The sequence below is a fragment of the Marinifilum sp. D737 genome (genome assembly GCF_026672275.1).
GTDB lineage: Bacteria > Bacteroidota > Bacteroidia > Bacteroidales > Marinifilaceae > Marinifilum.
This window is the reverse complement of sequence record NZ_JANQCD010000001.1, coordinates 1-18,374: the sequence shown is the minus strand read 5'-3', so window position 1 is coordinate 18,374 and position 18,374 is coordinate 1. Positions and strand designations below refer to the sequence as shown.

Genomic DNA, 18,374 nt, shown 5'->3' with positions numbered 1-18,374 from the left:
TTATTTTACAATTTCTACTTTTCTCCAATTGTTAATTGCTCATTGTTAATTGATCATTGATCCTTACTCATTGTTAATTGCCTTCAGGTTTACCCAAGTGTTATGGAATGCGGTACCATGTCCCATATCAGTTTCGCATCCTTTGGTAAACAGGTTTGGAGCGGCTCCCAAATGAGATTGATGACCATTGGTCAACACCACATTTCCTCTACGCAAACCCAAATCATATTGCAGTTTCACTTCTGCTCTACCCTGATGATTATAGATTACCACCTTTTCACCATTCTTCATCTGTTTCTCTTCAGCATCCAATGGATGAACAAAAAGATAGGCTTCGGGTTCAAATTGCTTGATCACATTTAAATTGCCAAACTGTGAATGAATTCGATTCTTTGAGTTTGGCGATATCAACTGAAATTCAAATTCACTTTGTTCTGGCAAAGGGACATAATCAGGAAGTTCATCCACTCCCCACATTTGCCTGGCCATCTCACTATACAGTTCAATCTTACCGGAAGCAGTTGGAAACTGGTAATCTGAGAATGGTATTTCCTCAAAAGAGTTTGCCAATTGCGGTCCTTTCTTCAGTTGTTCCAGACTTAATTCAGGAAAATCTTTCAAGAATCCGTTCAGATATTCTTCGATTGCCTCATCGTTTGGCTCTGGAATATTTCCTTCGATCTCTTCATCGGCAAATCCCAATTGCTTTGCCAAGAGATAATAGATTTCCGTTTCAGGTTTTACCTCGCCCGCCGGTTCCATTACTTTCTGTCGCAATTGCACATACGGATTCCAATAAGAGCCAATGATATCAGATTGCTCGAACATGTTTTTTGCTGGCAGAATGATATCAGCTTCCAATGTCGTATCGGTCATGAACTGATCTACAACCACTCTAAAGTCCGCCTTTTGGAATGCCTTTCGGATTTTATTGGTATCCGGATTTTGAGATAAGGGATTTCCCCTTTCTACCCAAATGAACTTCACTTCAGGATCTTTGATATTTAATAAATCCTCACCCAATTTGGCTACAGATATCTTCCTCCTGAAACTTGGATGTTCGCATCCCGGGAAGTATGATTCCGGTTCTTTCAAATCATCGAACACATAGCTCTGAAGATTTGCATAATGGAAACAAGCACCGGGCTTCCCAATATTTCCAGTTATCACCGACAATGCTAATATACAGCGAGTGGTTTGACCACCGTTTTCATATCGCTGCATGCCGTAACCCGGAATCAATGTCATGGCATCTGTTGTTCCAATTTCTTTTGCCAGTTCCTGAATGGCTTCCACTGGTACGCGACAGATATCAGAGACTTTCTCCAATGTATATTGATCAACTCGCTCTTTGAATTGCTCAAAGCCAAGTACATATTTCTCTATGAATTCATGATCGATCCAATCATTCTGAATCAATTCTCTTGCAATCCCTAAAGCCAAGGCTGCATCGGTTCCCGATTTAATTTGGAAGAGTGAATTCGCACGCTCGCTGGAAGGCGTTCTGCGAGGATCAACCACAATCAATTTCCCAGCTTTTTCCTGTGCCTTCTCAACAGGAATCATCTCCTGAATATTGGTTTCGGCAGGGTTCTTTCCCCACAACAAAATCAGCTTGGCATTCTCCAAATCCCAAGGTGCATTGTGTTTGTTGGCACCTAAGGTCAGTCGAGTGGCTTCCAATCCTGCAGGCCAACAAAGATTTCCATAAGTAGTTGTTGCGCCTCCAAACAGTTTCCAGAAGTTTGCTCCTACTCCATTCAACAAACCAGACATGCCACTAGCTGCAAAATAAAGAACTGAATGCGGACCAAAAGTCTGTTTGCAATTCTTCAACTGCTCAACAATGGCATTCAATGCCTCATCCCAGGAAATGCGTTCGTATTTTCCTTCGGCTATTCGCTTTTGCGGATACAAAATTCTCTCCTTCGAATTGGCGCGTTCCACATAAGCCAAACCTTTAATACATGGTCCTTCTGGTGTAGCACGATTTTCGGGATGTGGGTCAATTCCAATCACTTTATCGTTCTCTACACGAACTTTAATACTACAAGTGCTGTAGCAATTTCGGGGACAAGCTGTTGAGTAGATTTTCATAGGTTAATAATCTCAAAAATTCATGGAAAATTAATAAAAAAAAGAAAAGGGAGCAGATACACTATCAAAATCATGTATTCCTCTCTCTTAATAATATTAACATCATCCTCGGGTTGAAACCCGAGGCTATTGAAGTATCAATTTGAAGAAGAGCTTAACTCAATTTCGTCGCAAGAATCAAGCTACAACAATCATCATTTCTGTTGCGACAATAATTTACATGATACAATAAACCCAGGGCAATGCCCTGGGCTAATATCTCTATGCCTTTCAGGCAATAATCAAATGAACTAGAGCAATAATTTTCTGTAAGTATATTATTAATTACTCATTATTAATTGTTCATTGCAAACTGTCATTTCAGCCTCGATGATTTGAGCCAAACGCTGAATACCTGCAATCGCTTTTTCGTTGTTCACATATGAGAAGTTCAAACGCATGGTATTGGTTCCTCCTCCATCACAATAGAATACATTACCTGTTACGAATGCTACTTTCTTTTCAATTGCTTTGTGGAACAATTCCAAGGCATCCATGTGCTCTGGTAAAGTAATGAAAAGGAACATTCCTCCTTCCGGATGCGTCCATTTCACTCCTTCAGGCATGCATTTTTCCATCTCTGCCAACATTACATCTCTGCGCTGGTGATACAAGTCGATGGTCTTTTTAAGGTTCGATTCAAAATGCTCCGATTTCATGTAACGAATCGCCATTTTCTGAACGAAAGTTGGTGTACACAAGTCAGACGATTGCTTGGCAATCACAATCTTGTCATTTACTTCTTTCGGACCTAAAATCCAACCAATACGCAAGCCTGGTGCAAATGTCTTCGAGAAAGTTCCCAGTGTCAGTACATGATCATCATTGTCCAAATCATACATCATGCGTTGTGGTTCTCCTTCAAATCGAACCTCTCTGTACGGACAATCCTCAACAATCAAAACATCGTATTTGTGTGCCAATGCGATAATCTCCAAACGACGAGATTCAGGCATGGTGATTCCTGTTGGGTTTTGGAAATCAGGAATGATATAGATGAATTTAGGTTTGATGCCTTGCTCTGCCAATTCAACCAACTTGGCTTCCAAAAGTTCTGCACTCATACCATTCTCATCCATTGGTACCCCTTCCATTTTAGCTCCATACGCCTGGAAAGCACTGATACCACCCAAGTAAGATGGCAATCCACAGATCACAACGTCTCCCTGGTTCACAAACACTTTTCCAACCAGATCCAGACCTTGCTGCGATCCGGTAGTTACAATCATGTTGTCCAATTCGCACTGAACTCCTTCATTCTGATATCTCTTCAAAAGAAGCTCTCTTAACTCCGTAACCCCTTCCGTTGCATCGTACTGCAATACCTCTGCTCCTTCTTCTTTCAACATGGTTGAGATGATCTCATCCAAATTGTCAACAGGGAAAGATTCCGGTGCCGGCAATCCTCCTGCAAAAGAAATTACTTCAGGGTTTTGGGTCAATTTTAGGATCTCACGAATAGCAGATCTTTTGATGTTGTTGCTTATGTTGGAAAATGTTCCTTTTAAATCGCTGATCATTGTGTTTGGTTTTTGTTTTGTTTGTTGAGGCGCAATTCCTTGCGTCTGTACTGTTTGTTGTTTTGTTTATTTAGGATTCTTGCACCCCTTCGCCTATCTGCACTTTCAAAAAAAGGGGAAGACTAAAAATTGAAATTCTACATTCAATCTAGGATTTCTCCCCTCCTAGGGGAGATGGCTACAGCCAGAGGGGTGCTATTATTCATTACTAATTGATAATTATCAATTGATTTACAGCCAATTTTTGCGCATGCGTTCCCACTTCTTGTCGCGGTTTTCAATTACGCATTGGATATCGGCATCGCTCATGTGCTTGAATCGTCCCTGCTTTTTCAGGTACTCTTCAACCGATTTGAATTCCTTTGGATTTCTGTTCAATTTGTATTCTCCATCCTCATATTCTGCAAGGAAAATTAATCCTGCATCTACTGCATCTTTGGCAATCTCTACCGATGTTTCGGTTGGAGTTCCCCATCCTGTAGGACATGATGCATATACATGAATAAATGTTGCACCTTTAACGTGCTTCGCTTTGTTTACCTTATTGATAAAATCCTGAGGATAACCAATACTTGCAGTTGCAGCGTAAGCAATATCGTGAGCAGCAATAATTTCAAACAAGTTCTTCTTGTGAGTTACCGTTCCCGGGATATTCTGACCAGCAGGAGTAGTCGTAGTTTTGGTTCCGTAAGGAGTCAAACCACTTTTCTGAATTCCGGTATTCATATAGGCTTCGTTGTCGTAGCAGATGTACAATACATCGTCGTTACGATCGATCATTCCTGATAATGCCTGGAATCCAATATCAGCAGTACCACCATCACCGGCGAATACTACCGTTTTAAAATCTTTTTGTCCCAAAGCTTTGGCACCTGCTGCAATCCCTGCAGCCATACTTGCCGAACCTGGAAAAGTTGTAATAATTGCATTTGAATTGAATGCCATTTGTGGATAAATGAATCCTACTGCCGACATACAACCAGCTGGAAGAGCAGAATAGGTACGCTCGCCCAATACTTTCAATGCCAAACGTACAGCAATACTACCGCCACATCCGGCACAAGCTTTATGACCATAGAAAAACTCCTTCTCGGTCATGTTCTTCGCATTCACTTTTGGGATATCTAATACTTTAGTCATTGCCTTCTACATTTAAGCTGAAAAATTCTACTGTCTCTTCACTCTTGTTCTCCAATCCTGCATACAATTTGTTGTACATGTCTTCAATTTCTGCCTTGGTGATATCGCGACCACCTAAACCGCCAACAAAGTTGCTTTTGTACACATATTTGTCGATCTGAGAAATGGCTGAGTTCACATTGGTGTAAACTGTTCCTTCGTATCCGAATGAGATATCCTTATCGATAACACCTATTGCTTTTACTCTCCTGGCCAAATCTTTCACTTCCTCAACCGGGAAAGGACGCATGTAACGGATCTTCAACAATCCCACTTTTTTGCCTTCAGCGCGAAGCTTGTCAACAACCACTCTCACAGTTCCGCAAACACTTCCCAATGCTACCAATACCACATCAGCATCTTCGCACATGTATTCCTCTACCATACCGTGGTACTTTCTGCCGAACGTGTCAGCGAAATCCTCATCGGTTTTACGAATTACATCAATGGCATTGAACATGGCTTCGTTCTGCTGATATTTGAACTCGGTATTGTCATCAGGACGAGAACTAAACCCAAGGTTCTTAGGATTCTCGAAAGACATTTTATTAGGAGTCTCGAATGGAGGCAAGAACTGATCTACCATTTCCTGATCCGGAATCTCAACCAACTCGTAGGTGTGAGTCAGGATGAAACCATCCAGGTTCACCATCATTGGAGTCAATACCTCTTTGTGCTCAGCAATTTTATATGCCTGAATGATCATGTCCAATGCTTCCTGTGCATCTTCCACATATACTTGAATCCAACCTGAATCCAAAAGAGAAAGTGAATCGCGCTGATCACCATAGATACTCCATGGCAAAGCAACGGAACGATTGGCATTCATCATTACCACCGGCCAGCGACCACCACTACAGTAGTGCAGCCCTTCGGCCATATACAACAAACCTTGAGAAGAAGATGCTGTAAATGTTCTGGCACCAACTGCACTGGCACCCATTGTAGCTGAGATTGCAGAGTGCTCAGACTCTACATGCATGTATTCCGCATCCATTTCGCCTGCCTCTACCATTTCGGACAAACGCTCAACCGTAATGGTCTGCGGAGTGATTGGATATGCAGCCACCACATGTGGACGTGAAAGTCTCACGCCTTGTGCTACTGCCTCATCACCTGAAATAAAAATCTTATTTGATTTCATTGTTTTCGATTTTTCCGTTGTCGGTTATCGGTTTTCCGTTATCTGTTAAACGGACAATCGGAACTGATAACTGATAACTGATAACTGATAACTGTTTAGCTTACTCTTTCACCATTTCAATTGCATCCTTAGGACATTCGTGGGCACAAACCCCACAGCCTTTGCAATAATCCATGTCGATTTTGATTTTGCCATTGTCTTTCATGATGGTTCCATCAGGACAAAGCAAGTAGCAACGCAAGCAGTAAATACATTCATCATGATTCACTACAGGCTTAAAGGTTCTCCAACCTGCATTCTTTTCCGGAAGAAATCCGGCTTCGTATTGTGGCCCGGTTGGGTAATCATCAATATGAGTTGGAGTTTTATATTCTGTATGTTTTGGACGACTCATCTTTTCAATTATTTGGTCATTGGTTAACTGGTCATTAGTCAATCGTTTCACTAATTTTCCACTAACCATTGACGAATGACTATTGACTAATTAGTTCAAAAGCTCTCTCTACGATCTTCTCATTCAGCTGAGCCAACTTTGGCTTCATCTCGGTATGAATACTTGCAATTGCAGCTTCCTTGCTTACCAAGCCTGAAGCAGCAGCCAAAGCACCATACATTGCAGTGTTGGTAATTGGTCTGCCCAATACCTCCATGGCAAGAGTGGTAGCATCAATTCCTCGTAAATCGAATCCTTTCAATTGCTCGCGATATTGCTCTACATCCCTGGTGTTGATCAATACACATGCATTTTCTTTGATTCCTTTTTCGAATCCAGGAACAATTAGCGTTTCGTCCATAACCACAACAAAGTCGCTCTCCTGAACTTCGCTTCGATCATGAATTTTTGTGTCATCAATTTTAGTGAATGCCAGTACAGGCGCTCCTCTACGCTCAGGTCCAAATGATGGGAAAGCCAAAGCATGCTTTCCGCCATGAACACTGGCAGCAATTCCTAACAAGCGAGAAGCGGTGAATCCTCCCTGACCTCCTCGTCCGTGCCATCTGATTTCTTTCATTATCTATTTAGTGTTTGTCTTTTCAATTCAATTATAGCCTCTCTACCTGTCTCAATTACTTCCAAATGGAGAGAAACTCAAAATCAACACCTACTGATTAATTGGAATTTTCTCAATTATTAATTGCCCATTAAGTGCAAGCGTAATTTTGTCTTGTAAAAATACCCATCAACCAAATGATTTACTAGCATATGGAATAAATACAGAAAACTACTCTATATAATGCACAATTCCGAAGAATTTATATCTTTACAAAAGCCAAAATCAGGCATATCAATAGAAAATTTTTCTCCTATGGAAAATCTGGACAGAACCGATCGTAAGATTTTAGAACTCCTTCAACAAGATTGCAGGATCACAATTAAGGAGTTGGCAGAAAAGCTGCACCTCAGTAACACTCCGGTTTATGAACGTGTAAAGAAGCTGGAAAGAAGTGGAATTATTAAGAATTACGTGGCCATGCTCGATCCTGAGAAGATTGACAGAAGCATGACCGTTTTTATCTCCATTCTATTGACAAAGCATACACGAGATGTGGTGGATAAATTTCAGGAGGAAGCCTTGGCATTGCCAGAGGTGATGGAATTTTATTACACCTCAGGAAATTTTGATGCCATGCTTAAGATTATGGTGAAAGACATGAACGAGTTTCAATACTTTATTCAGGAGAAGCTTTCGAAATTTGAGTTTCTTACCCGTTTCAACAGTACCTTCGTAATTGCCTCGTCGGAGAAGGTTGGGTTTGATTTGTAAAATACAAAAAGCCCCGGGTTGAAACCCAGGGCAAATTATCATTTCATTAATGAAGTATAATCTCATCTTTTTCAGATCTGTTGGTTTTCCCAATTCAATTACATTGGTTTAACCGGAATACAAATATCCACTACAAATTTTTCAGGTGGCTCACTCTCGTGATATAACTCATAAGGACAAGCATCTGTAGGTTCATATCCACTTTCCGATAGCCAAATACAAACCGCATCCCAAGCTTCTTTAAATTCTGTTGCTGATATGGTAAAACTTCCAACCACATATTTTCCCCCGGGAACCGAAAGATTACCAAATTCGCCTTCTGCCTTTACAGGATGATCCAACAAGATACTGGCACTTTGTCTGATATTATCCTGCTCTGTTACTTTCGGATCATCATGATACACGGTTACCGCTTTAGTATCTGGCTTGAACAAACCTCTTGGTTCAGCCCACTTCCTTAATTTCTCATAAGCATTCACAATCAAATGGTATTCACCAACGTGTCTGCAATAAATTAAATCCATCGCAGGCATTTCCTTAATTTCAATTTTCGATTTCATTTGTGATATTTTTAATAATTCAACATCACAAACATAGGTTTGATTTTCTGTAAGGATTTTACCATTCTTGCGATCCGATTGACCATTCTTGCTATTTATGGGTTCCCATCTTTCGCGGAATTCCTGAGCACTCATTTTAAAGCGAGATTTAAAACTTCTACAAAAAACAGAAGCAGTTTGAAATCCACAGGCATAGGCAATTTCACTTACCGTTTTTTCCCTATATGTGATCAACATACTGCCGGCTTTTTCAAGTCTAATTCTTCTCACAAAACCATTGATTGTTTCTCCGGTAAATGCCGAAAAGATTCTATGAAAATGAAAGGGAGAAAAGTTGGCAATCTCAGCCAAGGTTTCCAGGGATAACTCCTGATCAATATGAGACTCTATATAGTCCAGTACCCGATTTATTCGATGTATGTATTCCTTTTGATGCTTATTCATGATTCGCTAAAGATAAAAATGAATTGTCTCTTAACAATCGAATCATTTCGATAAACCAGGAATTGCATGTTCAAAAAAAAGACACGCCATGGCGTGTCTCTACATTACAATTTTTTCTTTTTCAGATCTCCGGCATAATTAATCAATCCGGCATCTTTGCTGTTATCATTCAACCAGGCTTTTATTCCGTCAGATTTGTCAATCTTGTCTCTTTCCTGATCCAATTCGTCTTCGGAATAGGAATACATCATATCAGCCGAAAGCACGTTTTTCATTGCCTGAATCTTTTTCAGTTTGGCAATCTCCTCACTAATTCCTTCTCCTTCGATTGTGACAATTATCTTTCCTTCATCATGCAAATGATAATCACACAAATCACTATCCTTAAGTTGACCTACCAAATGCTCGGTATGCTCTGGAAGGACACGAACTACTACACTGGATATATTCATATTATTAATCTTTATATCATGTAGAGACGCAAAGCCTTGCGTCTCTACCATTATTAATTAATTATTTACGCCATCACCAATATTATCCTGTAAATTGGATTCCTTGATACCAAATTTTTCTCGGAACTCAACCGTAAACAGATTCTCAATATCAATGGTAACATCGGCCTGTGGAGCATGACATTGTGAACAATTAAAGTATGCCATATTTAAATCTTTAACATCCTTTACATACACTTTATCATCTTCTTTCGGATTGGAGTAAACACCATCCTTAAGCACCAATTGCGGACGCCAGGTTTGAAAGTGTGTTTTTGAGATTTCACGAGCTCCCGATTCCTCAACCTTGTCAGGCATGTGACAGCTCAAACAAATGTTATTGTCCATTTTAATTGGGAAGAATCCAGCAGTAGTGTGCGGAATCATTGGAGGTGCATTCTCGAACGAACGCTCTATGGTAATTCCCACCTCTGGTTTATCCTCATTAAAATTGGCCTTCATTTTAAAATTGGTTTCATCCGAATGCAAATCTGCATCAATAAAACCCAACTGATCTTCATCAATTTTTGTCTCTTTAGCTTGATTACAAGCTACTAAAAAGAACAAAGCAATTAGGGCTAGATATTTCATGTTTTTAGATTTTATTTAATCTCTTCATTATTTTTTTAAATCGAATTTCAGCGAATATTTCATCGCATTGTCATGGCAAACCTCTATGCATCTGCCGCAATTGGTGCAAGCTCCGCTGCGAATAAAGTCGCTTTTCTTGCCTACAATATCCAAAACAGGCTCTTCCACACAAACATCGAAACAATCCATACAATGGGTACATTTCTCTTTGTCGTGCTTCACCTTAATTACAGCTTGCTTTCCTATCAAGGAATAAAATCCTCCCAAAGGACAAATGTGTCCGCACCAACCTGCTTTCAAAACAAACAGATCGACAAAGAAAACCACTGCAACAATTGCCCATCCAGCTCCTGAACCAAACACAATGGCCCGGTGAAGCATAGATATCGGACTGATAATTTCGAAGGCAGCCATTCCAAATACCACAGAAACAATTAGGCTTAAAGCCAGGATGTAATACCTTAGATTTCGTGAAACTGAAACTTTTGCTTCCGTTTCTATCTTAAATATTCTGCGCAAGCGAAATGAAATATCGGTGATGATGTTCATCGGACAAATCCAGGAACAGAACATTCTTCCTCCTATCAATGCATAGATGAGAAAGATTAATAATGCTCCCAACAATACTGAACTTGACGCAATAAATCCGGATACCAATATCTGCAAAACAGCATAAGGATCGCTTAAATGCAAAGAATCAGCAATGATGGCAGAACTGTAATTGCCTCGAAGGATTTCCCATCCAAAATAGTTTCCCCCAGCAAATAGAAGCAGAAAGGACAGCTGAATGATTCGTCGTAATATTAAAAACTTATATTTTTTCATTCAATTATTTCAGTTTTCGGTTATCAGTTTACAGTTGTCTTTATAAGCATTAATCACTAAACATTAATCATCGATAAGGTCATCATCATTCAAGTAATCGATAGCCGACTTAACATCCTTGTCATCATCTGCTTTTTCGACTTCCTCATTGATTCTTTTCTCATCTTCTTTTTCCCAGCCTTTGATGTAATGGTCGCCCACTTTACCAGTTGCTTTGTCCAATGGCAGAACAAAAATGGCAGCCTTCTCGGCAACACATGCCTGCTCACATACGCCGCATCCTGTACAAACATCAGAATGAACTACGGGAAGTAACTTGGCATGCATACCTGTTCTTTTATTCACCTCATAATCCAGTGTAATGGCCTTATCAATTAAAGGACAAGCACGATAACAGGCTTCGCAACGAATTCCCCAATAGGCCAAACAAGATTCTTTATGAATCACAGCCAAGCCCATTCTGGAATTTAGTATATCCGGCTTCTCTTCTTCTTTGCTCAGATTTTTTAAATCCAGAGCTCCCGAAGGACAAGAATCCGTACAAGGCATATCGGTACACAAGTAGCAAGGAATCGTTCTGGGTTCGAAAAAGGGTGTTCCGTTTGCAATGCCATCACCTGGCTCTGCAAGCTTGAGTGTATCATAGGGACAAACTTCAACACATTGTCCACACTTGATACATGCTTTCAGAAAATCTTTTTCCTTTAAAGCACCAGGAGGACGAAGCACATAGTCGGCCTTGGTGCTTGCGTTAATGGACTTCCCCCAAATTAAACCGCCACCGCCTACAAATACAGCTCCTTCCAGTACTCTTTGAATTACTTTTCTTCTTGACACCATTTTTTATTTTTAATTATGAATTAGGAATTATGAGTTATGAATTGTATTAAGTGATTTAAAATCATTTATAATTCACAACTCTTAATTCATAATTAGTTTTACGCTTTGGTAATTTTAACAGCACACTTCTTAAAGTCGGTCTCTTTCGACATCGGACAAGTGGCATCCAAACAAAGTTTATTTACAAACACCTTCTCGTCGAACCATGGCAGGTAAATTAAACCTCTTGGCACACGATTTCTTCCGCGTGTTTCGATGTGCGCCTTTATGCGGCCTCGTCTTGATTCTACCCAAACCAAATCGCCTTCTGTCAAGCCTTGATCAGCGGCATCTTTCGGATGGATGTAACAAAGAGCTTCCGGCACTGCACGATACAATTCAGGTACGCGCATGGTCATGGTTCCCGAATGCCAGTGCTCCAATACACGCCCCGTACACATCCAGTAAGGATATTCCTTATCCGGTACCTCAGGTGCTTCCATATATGGGCGGAAGAAGATCTTCGCTTTGTTGGCCAAATCAACCTTAGGTTTCGACATGTCAGGTTTCGAAATGGATCCCTGTGGCATTTTCTTCAGTGCCTTTCCGTAGAATGCAAATGGTCCAACGTCTGCTTTCTTGGCATATACATCATATTCCGAATTGAATCGCCATAATGTTTCCTTTCCATCCACAACCGGCCACTTTAATCCACGACAGTGGTGGTAAGTATCAAAGTCAGCCAAATCGTGACCATTGCCAATACCAAACTTACGGTACTCCTCCCAAATGTATTTGTGGATGAAAAATCCGTAACCTTCGAATGGCTTCCCATCCGAACCTTTTACCTTACGCTTATCTCCACCTGACTCGGTATTGATTTTTCCTTCTCCAATCGGATCGGGCCATGCATATTTCTTCGCATCCTCGTTGGCAAACAGCACATCGTATAAGGTATCCTCAGGAGAGTAACCCATTTCCTTTGCTCCTTCCAAAACATCAGGCAAACCATCCTTCAATCCCGGAACCTTTTGTGCTCCCCAAACCTCTTTTAGTTTGAAGCGTTTTGCAAGCTCAACAAACTGCCAAACATCAGGCATTGCATCTCCTACTGGAGTTACCTGCTGTTTCCAGTGCTGGGTTCTGCGTTCTGCATTACCATAAGCTCCCCACTTTTCGTAGATCATTGCCGAAGGCAAAATCAAATCGGAAACCTTAGCCGAAATCCCTGGATATCCATCGGAACAAACAATAAAATTATCCATTTGGCGAGCTGCCTTAATCCAGTGATTTGCATTGGCAGTATTCTGATATGGATTACAAACATTAATCCATGCAAATTTGATCTTTCCATCCTCAATATCGCGGTGGATTTTCATCAGGTGACTACCCACTTTAGGATTGATGGTTCCCGCAGGTACTTTCCACAATTTCTCAGAAATCTCACGATGCTTGGCATTGGCAACCACCATATCCGCTGGCAAGCGGTGAGCAAATGTTCCCACCTCGCGGGCGGTACCACATGCCGATGGCTGTCCCGTTAAACTAAAGGCACCATCACCTGGCTTCGATTGCTTTCCTAACAAGAGGTGAACCATGTATGCCTGCTCGTTTACCCAAGAACCCCTGGTATGCTGATTGAATCCCATGGTCCAGTAGGAACAAACCTTACGTCCTTTCTCGATATACAAGTCGGCCAATGCTTTCAATTTCTTTTTGAAATCTTCAATTGACTCTTCAGGATCTCCTTTGGCAATGTTGGCTACCGTATCCAAATCATACGGCTTCAATGCTTTCTTGAATTCCTCATACTGAATGATCCAGTGATTCACCGCCTTGTTGCGATGCTTCATTTCCATTACATCGCCTTCCTTGTAGCCCAGGTAAGCCAAAGTCTTTCCCTCATCGGCAGTCAGTTTCTTGGCAACCTCATGCTTCACGGTCTCTTTTTCCTTATCGGTAAACTTCGGATGATCAGGCGTACGCATTCCGTAACCGATATCTACAAAACCAGTTGCAAACACGGTATATTTCTTCACAAAATCCCAATCGATGGCCTCTGGCTGGTTGTACACAATTTCGTGTGCAATGTAGTTCCAGATTGCCAAATCGGTATTTGGTTTGAATATGATTTCGATATCAGCCAAATCGGAAGTACGGTTGGTATAAGTAGAAAGGTTTACCACCTTGGTTCTATCGGGATGACTTAGTTTGTTCTCGGTAATTCTCGACCAAAGAATTGGGTGCATTTCGGCCATATTGGCTCCCCAGGTTACTACCGTATCGGTAATTTCCATATCGTCGTAGTTCCCTGCCGGTTCATCAATACCGAAAGCCTGAATAAAGGCAACTACCGCCGATGCCATACAGTGACGGGCATTCGGGTCGATGTTATGAGAACGGAAACCCGCTTTCATCAATTTCGATGCAGCATATCCTTCCATAATGGTGTACTGACCCGAACTGAAGATTCCAATTCCTGTAGGTCCCAGCTCCTTCATGGCCGATTTCATGTGCTTCTCCATTTCGTCGAAAGCACGCTGCCAGCTAACCGCTTTAAATTTTCCTTGTTTACTGAAATTGCCATTCTCGTCGACACGAAGTAGTGGCTTTTTCAGACGGTCGGCACCGTACATTATCTTGGCATTAAAATATCCTTTGATACAGTTCAATCCACGGTTTACAGGAGCCAATGGATCACCTTTTACAGCAAGTATTTTATCATCTTTTGTGGCAATCATGATACCACAACCAGTTCCACAGAATCGACATACAGCCTTGTCCCATGTCCAGCCACTTTCGGCCTCACGAGCTTCTGCTTTCAGACTTTCCGGAACCGCAACTCCAACTGCCGTTGCAGCGGCGATGGCTGCCGAACTCTTTAAAAAATCACGCCTTGCAAGTTTCATATATTTTGATTTTTTTATTTTTTAAAATTGTTACTAAAGCTTCTTCTGCACCCCTTTGCCTATTGGTATTTCCCCTAAAGTGGAGAGAATCAACAATTAATCGTCAACTCAATTTTATACTTGCCTTTTCTATTTGCATTTGGCAAGTCCCCTTTTCAGGGGGATATAGGGGGGTGTGTTTTTAAGCTTCCTCTCTCGCCTTCTTGATATTCCTCAATCCAAACACAATAAAAAGCAGGGCAAACCAAACTCCGAATACCGAAACGAAGAAGGTAATCTTCAACCAGATTGGTGCCATTCTATCGGTACTCCAAATGTGGCGTCCTTCGATGGCAGAGTGACGTTCGGTTGGCTTGGCCATTACCATGTGCTTCTCTATTTTGGCTCGTGCAAATTCTTTGGTGGCTTTCACCATTACATTTACTTTTCCTTCCTCATCACCTGGCAAAGTAGGATCAACATCTACATAGGCAATTCCTAATTCGTTGGTTTGAGCCTTACCCAACAGATGCTTCCCGAAAGTCCCCATTACATAGGCACTCACGCTTACTTCTGGCTGAGGTAATTCTTCAGCAAATACTTTTACAACCAATTTATCTACATTCTCATCGAAGCTTAAACTCATCGCATATTCAGGAATTACAACACCTTCCATATTTGGCAATTCCTGCTTGTAGTCTTCGTTAAAACTACGGATGTATGCTACAATGTTCCACAGCTCATCATCTTCGAAAGCATCTTCGAATTTTGGCATGGTTCCACGTCCCATTTTAATTTTATAGAACATCGATCCATCGCTTTGCACCTGAAACTGCTCCCCTGCCGGATCTCCCGGAGGTGGCGACATTGGTGTGAAATCATCCTGCCCTGGTGTTCCGTGACAAGATGTACATAAGTTTTCGTAGGCTACTCTCCCTTCCAAAACCATATCATCATCGAAAAGAAAAGGGCTTAGTTTTTCGTTTTCTTCGGCAGGTACTTGCCAGTCGCTTTGTGCATTCACATTCGCCACAGCCAAAAAGCAAAGGCAGAACAGAATGATTATATGATATCCTTTATTGTTCTTCATCTTACTTGTTGTTTTTGTGGTTCATGTCTTCTTTAACTTCCCAAATTGGAACTACCGGGAATAGTTTTGCCAACACGGTAATAATCATCACTACCAAAATGAATGATGCTACCGTAATGGCAACCTCAGGTGTGGTTGGCGAATAGCCTGTCCAGCCCTCTGGTACATTCTGAATTGGATAGTAAGGAGCCAACTGGGTAGGAACTACAATTAGAACTCTCTTGAACCAGGCTCCGGCCAGAATCACAACAGCAATAATGGTTAGCGGCAATGGCTTACGCATTGGCTTGAACAAAATCAGTAAGAAAGGAATAACCAAACCTCCCAATTGTACCAGCCAGAACATTACCGAATCGTGTCCATACAACATTTCGTGAACATGCTTGGCATCGGCAGTATTGGCCTTGTATCCGGGAACGATAATTTCGTTGATATTGAAGTATACATACACCAAAGCAACCAGAACCAATAGTTTACCCATTCTGTCGAAATGATCGGCGGTGATGTATTCTTTCAGCTTATAGTTGTTGCGGAAAAAGAACATGGCAATGATTACCGCAGCACAACCTGCTACAAATGCACCCGACACAAAGTATGGCCCGAAGATTGGCGAATCCCATCCCGAACGCAAGGTCATGGCAAACAGCCAGGAAGTAACGGTGTGAATGGATAGGGCAATCGGGATAATCAGAATCAACAACATGCGGGTGTAGCGATTCATCAATCGGAATTGCTTTGCCGTGTTGTTCCATCCCAAGGACAAGCTCTTGTACATTTTCTGTTGCCACTTTGGCACATTGTTTAGCTTATCGCGACACAATGCAATATCAGGTAACATGGGGATGTATAATAGTAAGCCGCTAATCACAACGTAGGTTACCACAACGGCAATATCCCAAACAATTGGCGACTGTACCCTACCGTGAATGAATACATTCAACAGTCTATCGGGGCGACCCATATCGGTAATGATAATCAGACCGGCTACCATGGCAAAGGCAAGGGCTACCAACTCGGCAATTCGAGCTACCGGTCGTACCCATTCAACTTTCATCATGCCCAGTACCGATGATACCAGCATCCCAATTAAAGAGGTTGCAACAAAGAAAACAAAGTTGGAAATGTAGATTCCCCAGGACACATAGTCGTGAAGACCTGTTACACCCAATCCGTTTTGCAATTGTTGATAATAGTAATACAAGCAGATTATAAGTGATACCGTAAGAAAGCCCATCCAAAGCTTGAACTTGCCTCCCCAGTTCACATTTTTTAAAAGGTCCTTATCAATTTGCTCCTCGCTGAAATGACCTTTTGCTATTGTTTCGTTCATGTTTTTAGTAATTAGTAAGTGGTCATTAGTCAATGGTCAATTGTATTATTAATTGTTCATTACTAATTATTAATTGATTTATCCCTCGCTTTCGCGTGGAGGCAAGTAGTAAACGCTAGGTTTGGTGCCAAGTTCAGGCATTAGCGTGTAAGCAGCATTCTCCTCCAGCAAGTGGCTTAGGCGCACGGTTTTCTTGGTAGTACCATTGGTCACCAAATCTTCGTTCTGATCGCCGAAGTAGTACACCCCATTCGGACATGCCGATACGCAGTAAGGCAACTTTCCATGACGCAGTTGATCGGCAGAGAAAGCACACTTGGTAACTGTACCCTTCTTTTGAGGAACATTCAGCTCCATATCGTAGGTTACATCAGCCATTTTATCGGAATTCTTAGGCTCGGTCCAGTTAAAGGTACGTGCCGAGTAAGGACATGCTGCCACACAGAATCTACAACCAATACAACGCTCGTTGTCGATGAGTACAATTCCATCCTGACGCTTAAAGGTTGCATCAACCGGACAAACCGATACACAAGGTGGGTTATCACAATGCTGACAGGTTTTCGGCATCCAGTAGGAGGTTTTCTTTACCGGATCTTCCATTTCCAACACATTCAAATGGTGCATTTCGGGTTTTAGCTGGTGAGCACTCTGGCAGGCTTTCATACACTTGCGTGCATTCTTGCACTTGGCCAAATCAACCACCATTACAAATTTCTTTCCCGGAATTCCTTCGCGACCTCTTTTTTGCAGGTAGGATAAATCCTGGATTTTATCTCCGGGCTTTAGGTGGGCAACATCTACTTCTACCAGTTTGTTGTCGGCAGTGAGTACTTTTACTTTGTTACCGCTGGCTTTGTTCGAATCGGAGCATCCCTGCAGCAGCAAGGCCGATCCGGCAACGGTACTCGCTCCTGCAATGCCCAAGTTTTGCAGGAATCTTCTTCTTGACTTGTCGGTTTTATTCGCCATGTTCATCTGTTTCTTTTAGGTTTTCTTTTTTTGCAGATGGAACATTCCGATGATTCAGGATTTTGATTCTTGTAGTAGCGCGATCATTCCCTGTAATCATGGACGTTTCATAGATTTATTTTATTGAGTTTACCGATTAGAAATTAAAATGAGCCTTTGGTTCGCAAACTCCCAAAGCCTCTTTAATTTTCTATCGGCATTTACCATTGTAATCTCTAGCTTTCGCTATGCTCACCTAAAGATACAATTGGTATAAGCTATCAATAATCCTAATAAATATATGAAATATAGGCTTCTATGACTCCCGTTATGTTTAGATATCTAGATGTGTTTTAAATCGTAGTTAAAGATAATAATGTCTGAATACCCCATTATCCAATAGACAGAGCCCCTTTTCGGATAAAAAGATAATCTCATCGTTTTATGCAGTTTGTATTTAGAATAAATTCAGATAGGATGTTTTAAAACATGATTTGTTCCCTTGGGCTAAAGCCCAAGGCAATTCAGAGGCAATTCAAAATTTATCTGGAGCATGAATTGCCCTGAAAGGGCGAGAGCAATAGCGATGGGCGCAGCCCATCGAATGAATAGATTCCATTGCCTGAGCCCTGAAGGGGCG

Annotated in this window: 16 protein-coding genes; 1 reads left to right on the top strand and 15 read right to left on the bottom strand. The window is 41.4% G+C overall.

What is annotated here, in order from left to right; translation table 11 throughout:
- Window positions 1–63: 63 nt before the first annotated feature.
- From NQ163_RS00080 to NQ163_RS00055, 6 genes are all read right to left on the bottom strand, one after another.
- On the bottom strand, window positions 64–2,097 hold the full coding sequence (locus tag NQ163_RS00080) for a molybdopterin-containing oxidoreductase family protein (RefSeq protein WP_268188278.1): 2,034 nt from the start codon (window positions 2,095–2,097) through the stop codon (window positions 64–66).
- A gap of 320 nt (window positions 2,098–2,417) precedes the next feature.
- Window positions 2,418–3,656, bottom strand: coding sequence for an aminotransferase-like domain-containing protein (locus tag NQ163_RS00075; RefSeq protein ID WP_268188277.1), 1,239 nt, complete (start codon window positions 3,654–3,656; stop codon window positions 2,418–2,420).
- Between the two features lie 231 nt (window positions 3,657–3,887).
- Complete coding sequence (locus NQ163_RS00070) at window positions 3,888–4,796, bottom strand: thiamine pyrophosphate-dependent enzyme (RefSeq protein ID WP_268188276.1); 909 nt, start codon at window positions 4,794–4,796, stop codon at window positions 3,888–3,890.
- Window positions 4,789–5,979 carry a transketolase C-terminal domain-containing protein gene (locus NQ163_RS00065; protein WP_268188275.1) on the bottom strand — a complete coding sequence of 397 codons (1,191 nt, stop codon included), beginning with the start codon at window positions 5,977–5,979 and terminating at the stop codon, window positions 4,789–4,791. Before NQ163_RS00065 ends, NQ163_RS00070 begins: the two co-directional genes overlap by 8 nt.
- 100 nt (window positions 5,980–6,079) lie before the next feature.
- Complete coding sequence (locus NQ163_RS00060; RefSeq protein WP_268188274.1) at window positions 6,080–6,373, bottom strand: 4Fe-4S binding protein; 294 nt, start codon at window positions 6,371–6,373, stop codon at window positions 6,080–6,082.
- 79 nt (window positions 6,374–6,452) lie between these two features.
- On the bottom strand, window positions 6,453–6,992 hold the full coding sequence (locus NQ163_RS00055) for a 2-oxoacid:acceptor oxidoreductase family protein (protein WP_110361208.1): 540 nt from the start codon (window positions 6,990–6,992) through the stop codon (window positions 6,453–6,455).
- Window positions 6,993–7,286: 294 nt separating this feature from the next.
- On the opposite strand from NQ163_RS00055, the gene NQ163_RS00050 reads away from it, so the two are divergent.
- Entirely contained in the window at window positions 7,287–7,745 is a 459-nt protein-coding gene (locus NQ163_RS00050; RefSeq protein ID WP_165836029.1) for an Lrp/AsnC family transcriptional regulator, read from the top strand.
- A 98-nt stretch (window positions 7,746–7,843) separates the two neighbouring features.
- Here NQ163_RS00050 and NQ163_RS00045 read toward each other — a convergent pair whose 3' ends face one another.
- The 9 genes from NQ163_RS00045 to NQ163_RS00005 all read right to left on the bottom strand — a co-directional run bounded on the left by NQ163_RS00045 (window position 7,844) and on the right by NQ163_RS00005 (window position 17,761).
- Complete coding sequence (locus NQ163_RS00045) at window positions 7,844–8,749, bottom strand: AraC family transcriptional regulator (RefSeq protein ID WP_268188273.1); 906 nt, start codon at window positions 8,747–8,749, stop codon at window positions 7,844–7,846.
- Between the two features lie 104 nt (window positions 8,750–8,853).
- Window positions 8,854–9,201 carry a chaperone NapD gene (locus NQ163_RS00040; RefSeq protein ID WP_268188272.1) on the bottom strand — a complete coding sequence of 116 codons (348 nt, stop codon included), beginning with the start codon at window positions 9,199–9,201 and terminating at the stop codon, window positions 8,854–8,856.
- A gap of 57 nt (window positions 9,202–9,258) precedes the next feature.
- A complete protein-coding gene (locus NQ163_RS00035) occupies window positions 9,259–9,831 on the bottom strand; it encodes a nitrate reductase cytochrome c-type subunit (protein ID WP_120238382.1) in 573 nt (190 codons plus the stop codon).
- A gap of 27 nt (window positions 9,832–9,858) precedes the next feature.
- Window positions 9,859–10,656, bottom strand: a complete 798-nt coding sequence (gene napH, locus NQ163_RS00030; protein WP_268188271.1) for a quinol dehydrogenase ferredoxin subunit NapH — start codon at window positions 10,654–10,656, stop codon at window positions 9,859–9,861.
- 63 nt (window positions 10,657–10,719) lie between these two features.
- On the bottom strand, window positions 10,720–11,493 hold the full coding sequence (napG, locus tag NQ163_RS00025; RefSeq protein WP_268188270.1) for a ferredoxin-type protein NapG: 774 nt from the start codon (window positions 11,491–11,493) through the stop codon (window positions 10,720–10,722).
- Between the two features lie 101 nt (window positions 11,494–11,594).
- Window positions 11,595–14,384, bottom strand: coding sequence for a nitrate reductase catalytic subunit NapA (gene napA, locus NQ163_RS00020; protein ID WP_268188269.1), 2,790 nt, complete (start codon window positions 14,382–14,384; stop codon window positions 11,595–11,597).
- A 181-nt stretch (window positions 14,385–14,565) separates the two neighbouring features.
- A complete protein-coding gene (locus NQ163_RS00015) occupies window positions 14,566–15,453 on the bottom strand; it encodes a c-type cytochrome (protein WP_268188268.1) in 888 nt (295 codons plus the stop codon).
- 1 nt (window position 15,454) lies between these two features.
- Window positions 15,455–16,783 carry an NrfD/PsrC family molybdoenzyme membrane anchor subunit gene (nrfD, locus tag NQ163_RS00010; protein ID WP_268188267.1) on the bottom strand — a complete coding sequence of 443 codons (1,329 nt, stop codon included), beginning with the start codon at window positions 16,781–16,783 and terminating at the stop codon, window positions 15,455–15,457.
- 78 nt (window positions 16,784–16,861) lie between these two features.
- Complete coding sequence (locus NQ163_RS00005) at window positions 16,862–17,761, bottom strand: 4Fe-4S dicluster domain-containing protein (RefSeq protein WP_268188266.1); 900 nt, start codon at window positions 17,759–17,761, stop codon at window positions 16,862–16,864.
- Window positions 17,762–18,374 lie beyond the last annotated feature (613 nt).

What these genes read in the sequence shown, in the direction of transcription:
- NQ163_RS00065 (WP_268188275.1), bottom strand. Translation starts at nt 5,979, where the DNA reads ATGAAATCAAATAAGATTTTTATTTCAGGTGATGAGGCAGTAGCACAA.
- NQ163_RS00050 (WP_165836029.1), top strand. Translation starts at nt 7,287, where the DNA reads ATGGAAAATCTGGACAGAACCGATCGTAAGATTTTAGAACTCCTTCAA.
- NQ163_RS00005 (WP_268188266.1), bottom strand. Translation starts at nt 17,761, where the DNA reads ATGAACATGGCGAATAAAACCGACAAGTCAAGAAGAAGATTCCTGCAA.
- NQ163_RS00015 (WP_268188268.1), bottom strand. Translation starts at nt 15,453, where the DNA reads ATGAAGAACAATAAAGGATATCATATAATCATTCTGTTCTGCCTTTGC.
- NQ163_RS00070 (WP_268188276.1), bottom strand. Translation starts at nt 4,796, where the DNA reads ATGACTAAAGTATTAGATATCCCAAAAGTGAATGCGAAGAACATGACC.
- nrfD (WP_268188267.1), bottom strand. Translation starts at nt 16,783, where the DNA reads ATGAACGAAACAATAGCAAAAGGTCATTTCAGCGAGGAGCAAATTGAT.
- NQ163_RS00055 (WP_110361208.1), bottom strand. Translation starts at nt 6,992, where the DNA reads ATGAAAGAAATCAGATGGCACGGACGAGGAGGTCAGGGAGGATTCACC.
- NQ163_RS00035 (WP_120238382.1), bottom strand. Translation starts at nt 9,831, where the DNA reads ATGAAATATCTAGCCCTAATTGCTTTGTTCTTTTTAGTAGCTTGTAAT.
- NQ163_RS00045 (WP_268188273.1), bottom strand. Translation starts at nt 8,749, where the DNA reads ATGAATAAGCATCAAAAGGAATACATACATCGAATAAATCGGGTACTG.
- NQ163_RS00040 (WP_268188272.1), bottom strand. Translation starts at nt 9,201, where the DNA reads ATGAATATATCCAGTGTAGTAGTTCGTGTCCTTCCAGAGCATACCGAG.
- napH (WP_268188271.1), bottom strand. Translation starts at nt 10,656, where the DNA reads ATGAAAAAATATAAGTTTTTAATATTACGACGAATCATTCAGCTGTCC.
- NQ163_RS00060 (WP_268188274.1), bottom strand. Translation starts at nt 6,373, where the DNA reads ATGAGTCGTCCAAAACATACAGAATATAAAACTCCAACTCATATTGAT.
- NQ163_RS00080 (WP_268188278.1), bottom strand. Translation starts at nt 2,097, where the DNA reads ATGAAAATCTACTCAACAGCTTGTCCCCGAAATTGCTACAGCACTTGT.
- NQ163_RS00075 (WP_268188277.1), bottom strand. Translation starts at nt 3,656, where the DNA reads ATGATCAGCGATTTAAAAGGAACATTTTCCAACATAAGCAACAACATC.
- napA (WP_268188269.1), bottom strand. Translation starts at nt 14,384, where the DNA reads ATGAAACTTGCAAGGCGTGATTTTTTAAAGAGTTCGGCAGCCATCGCC.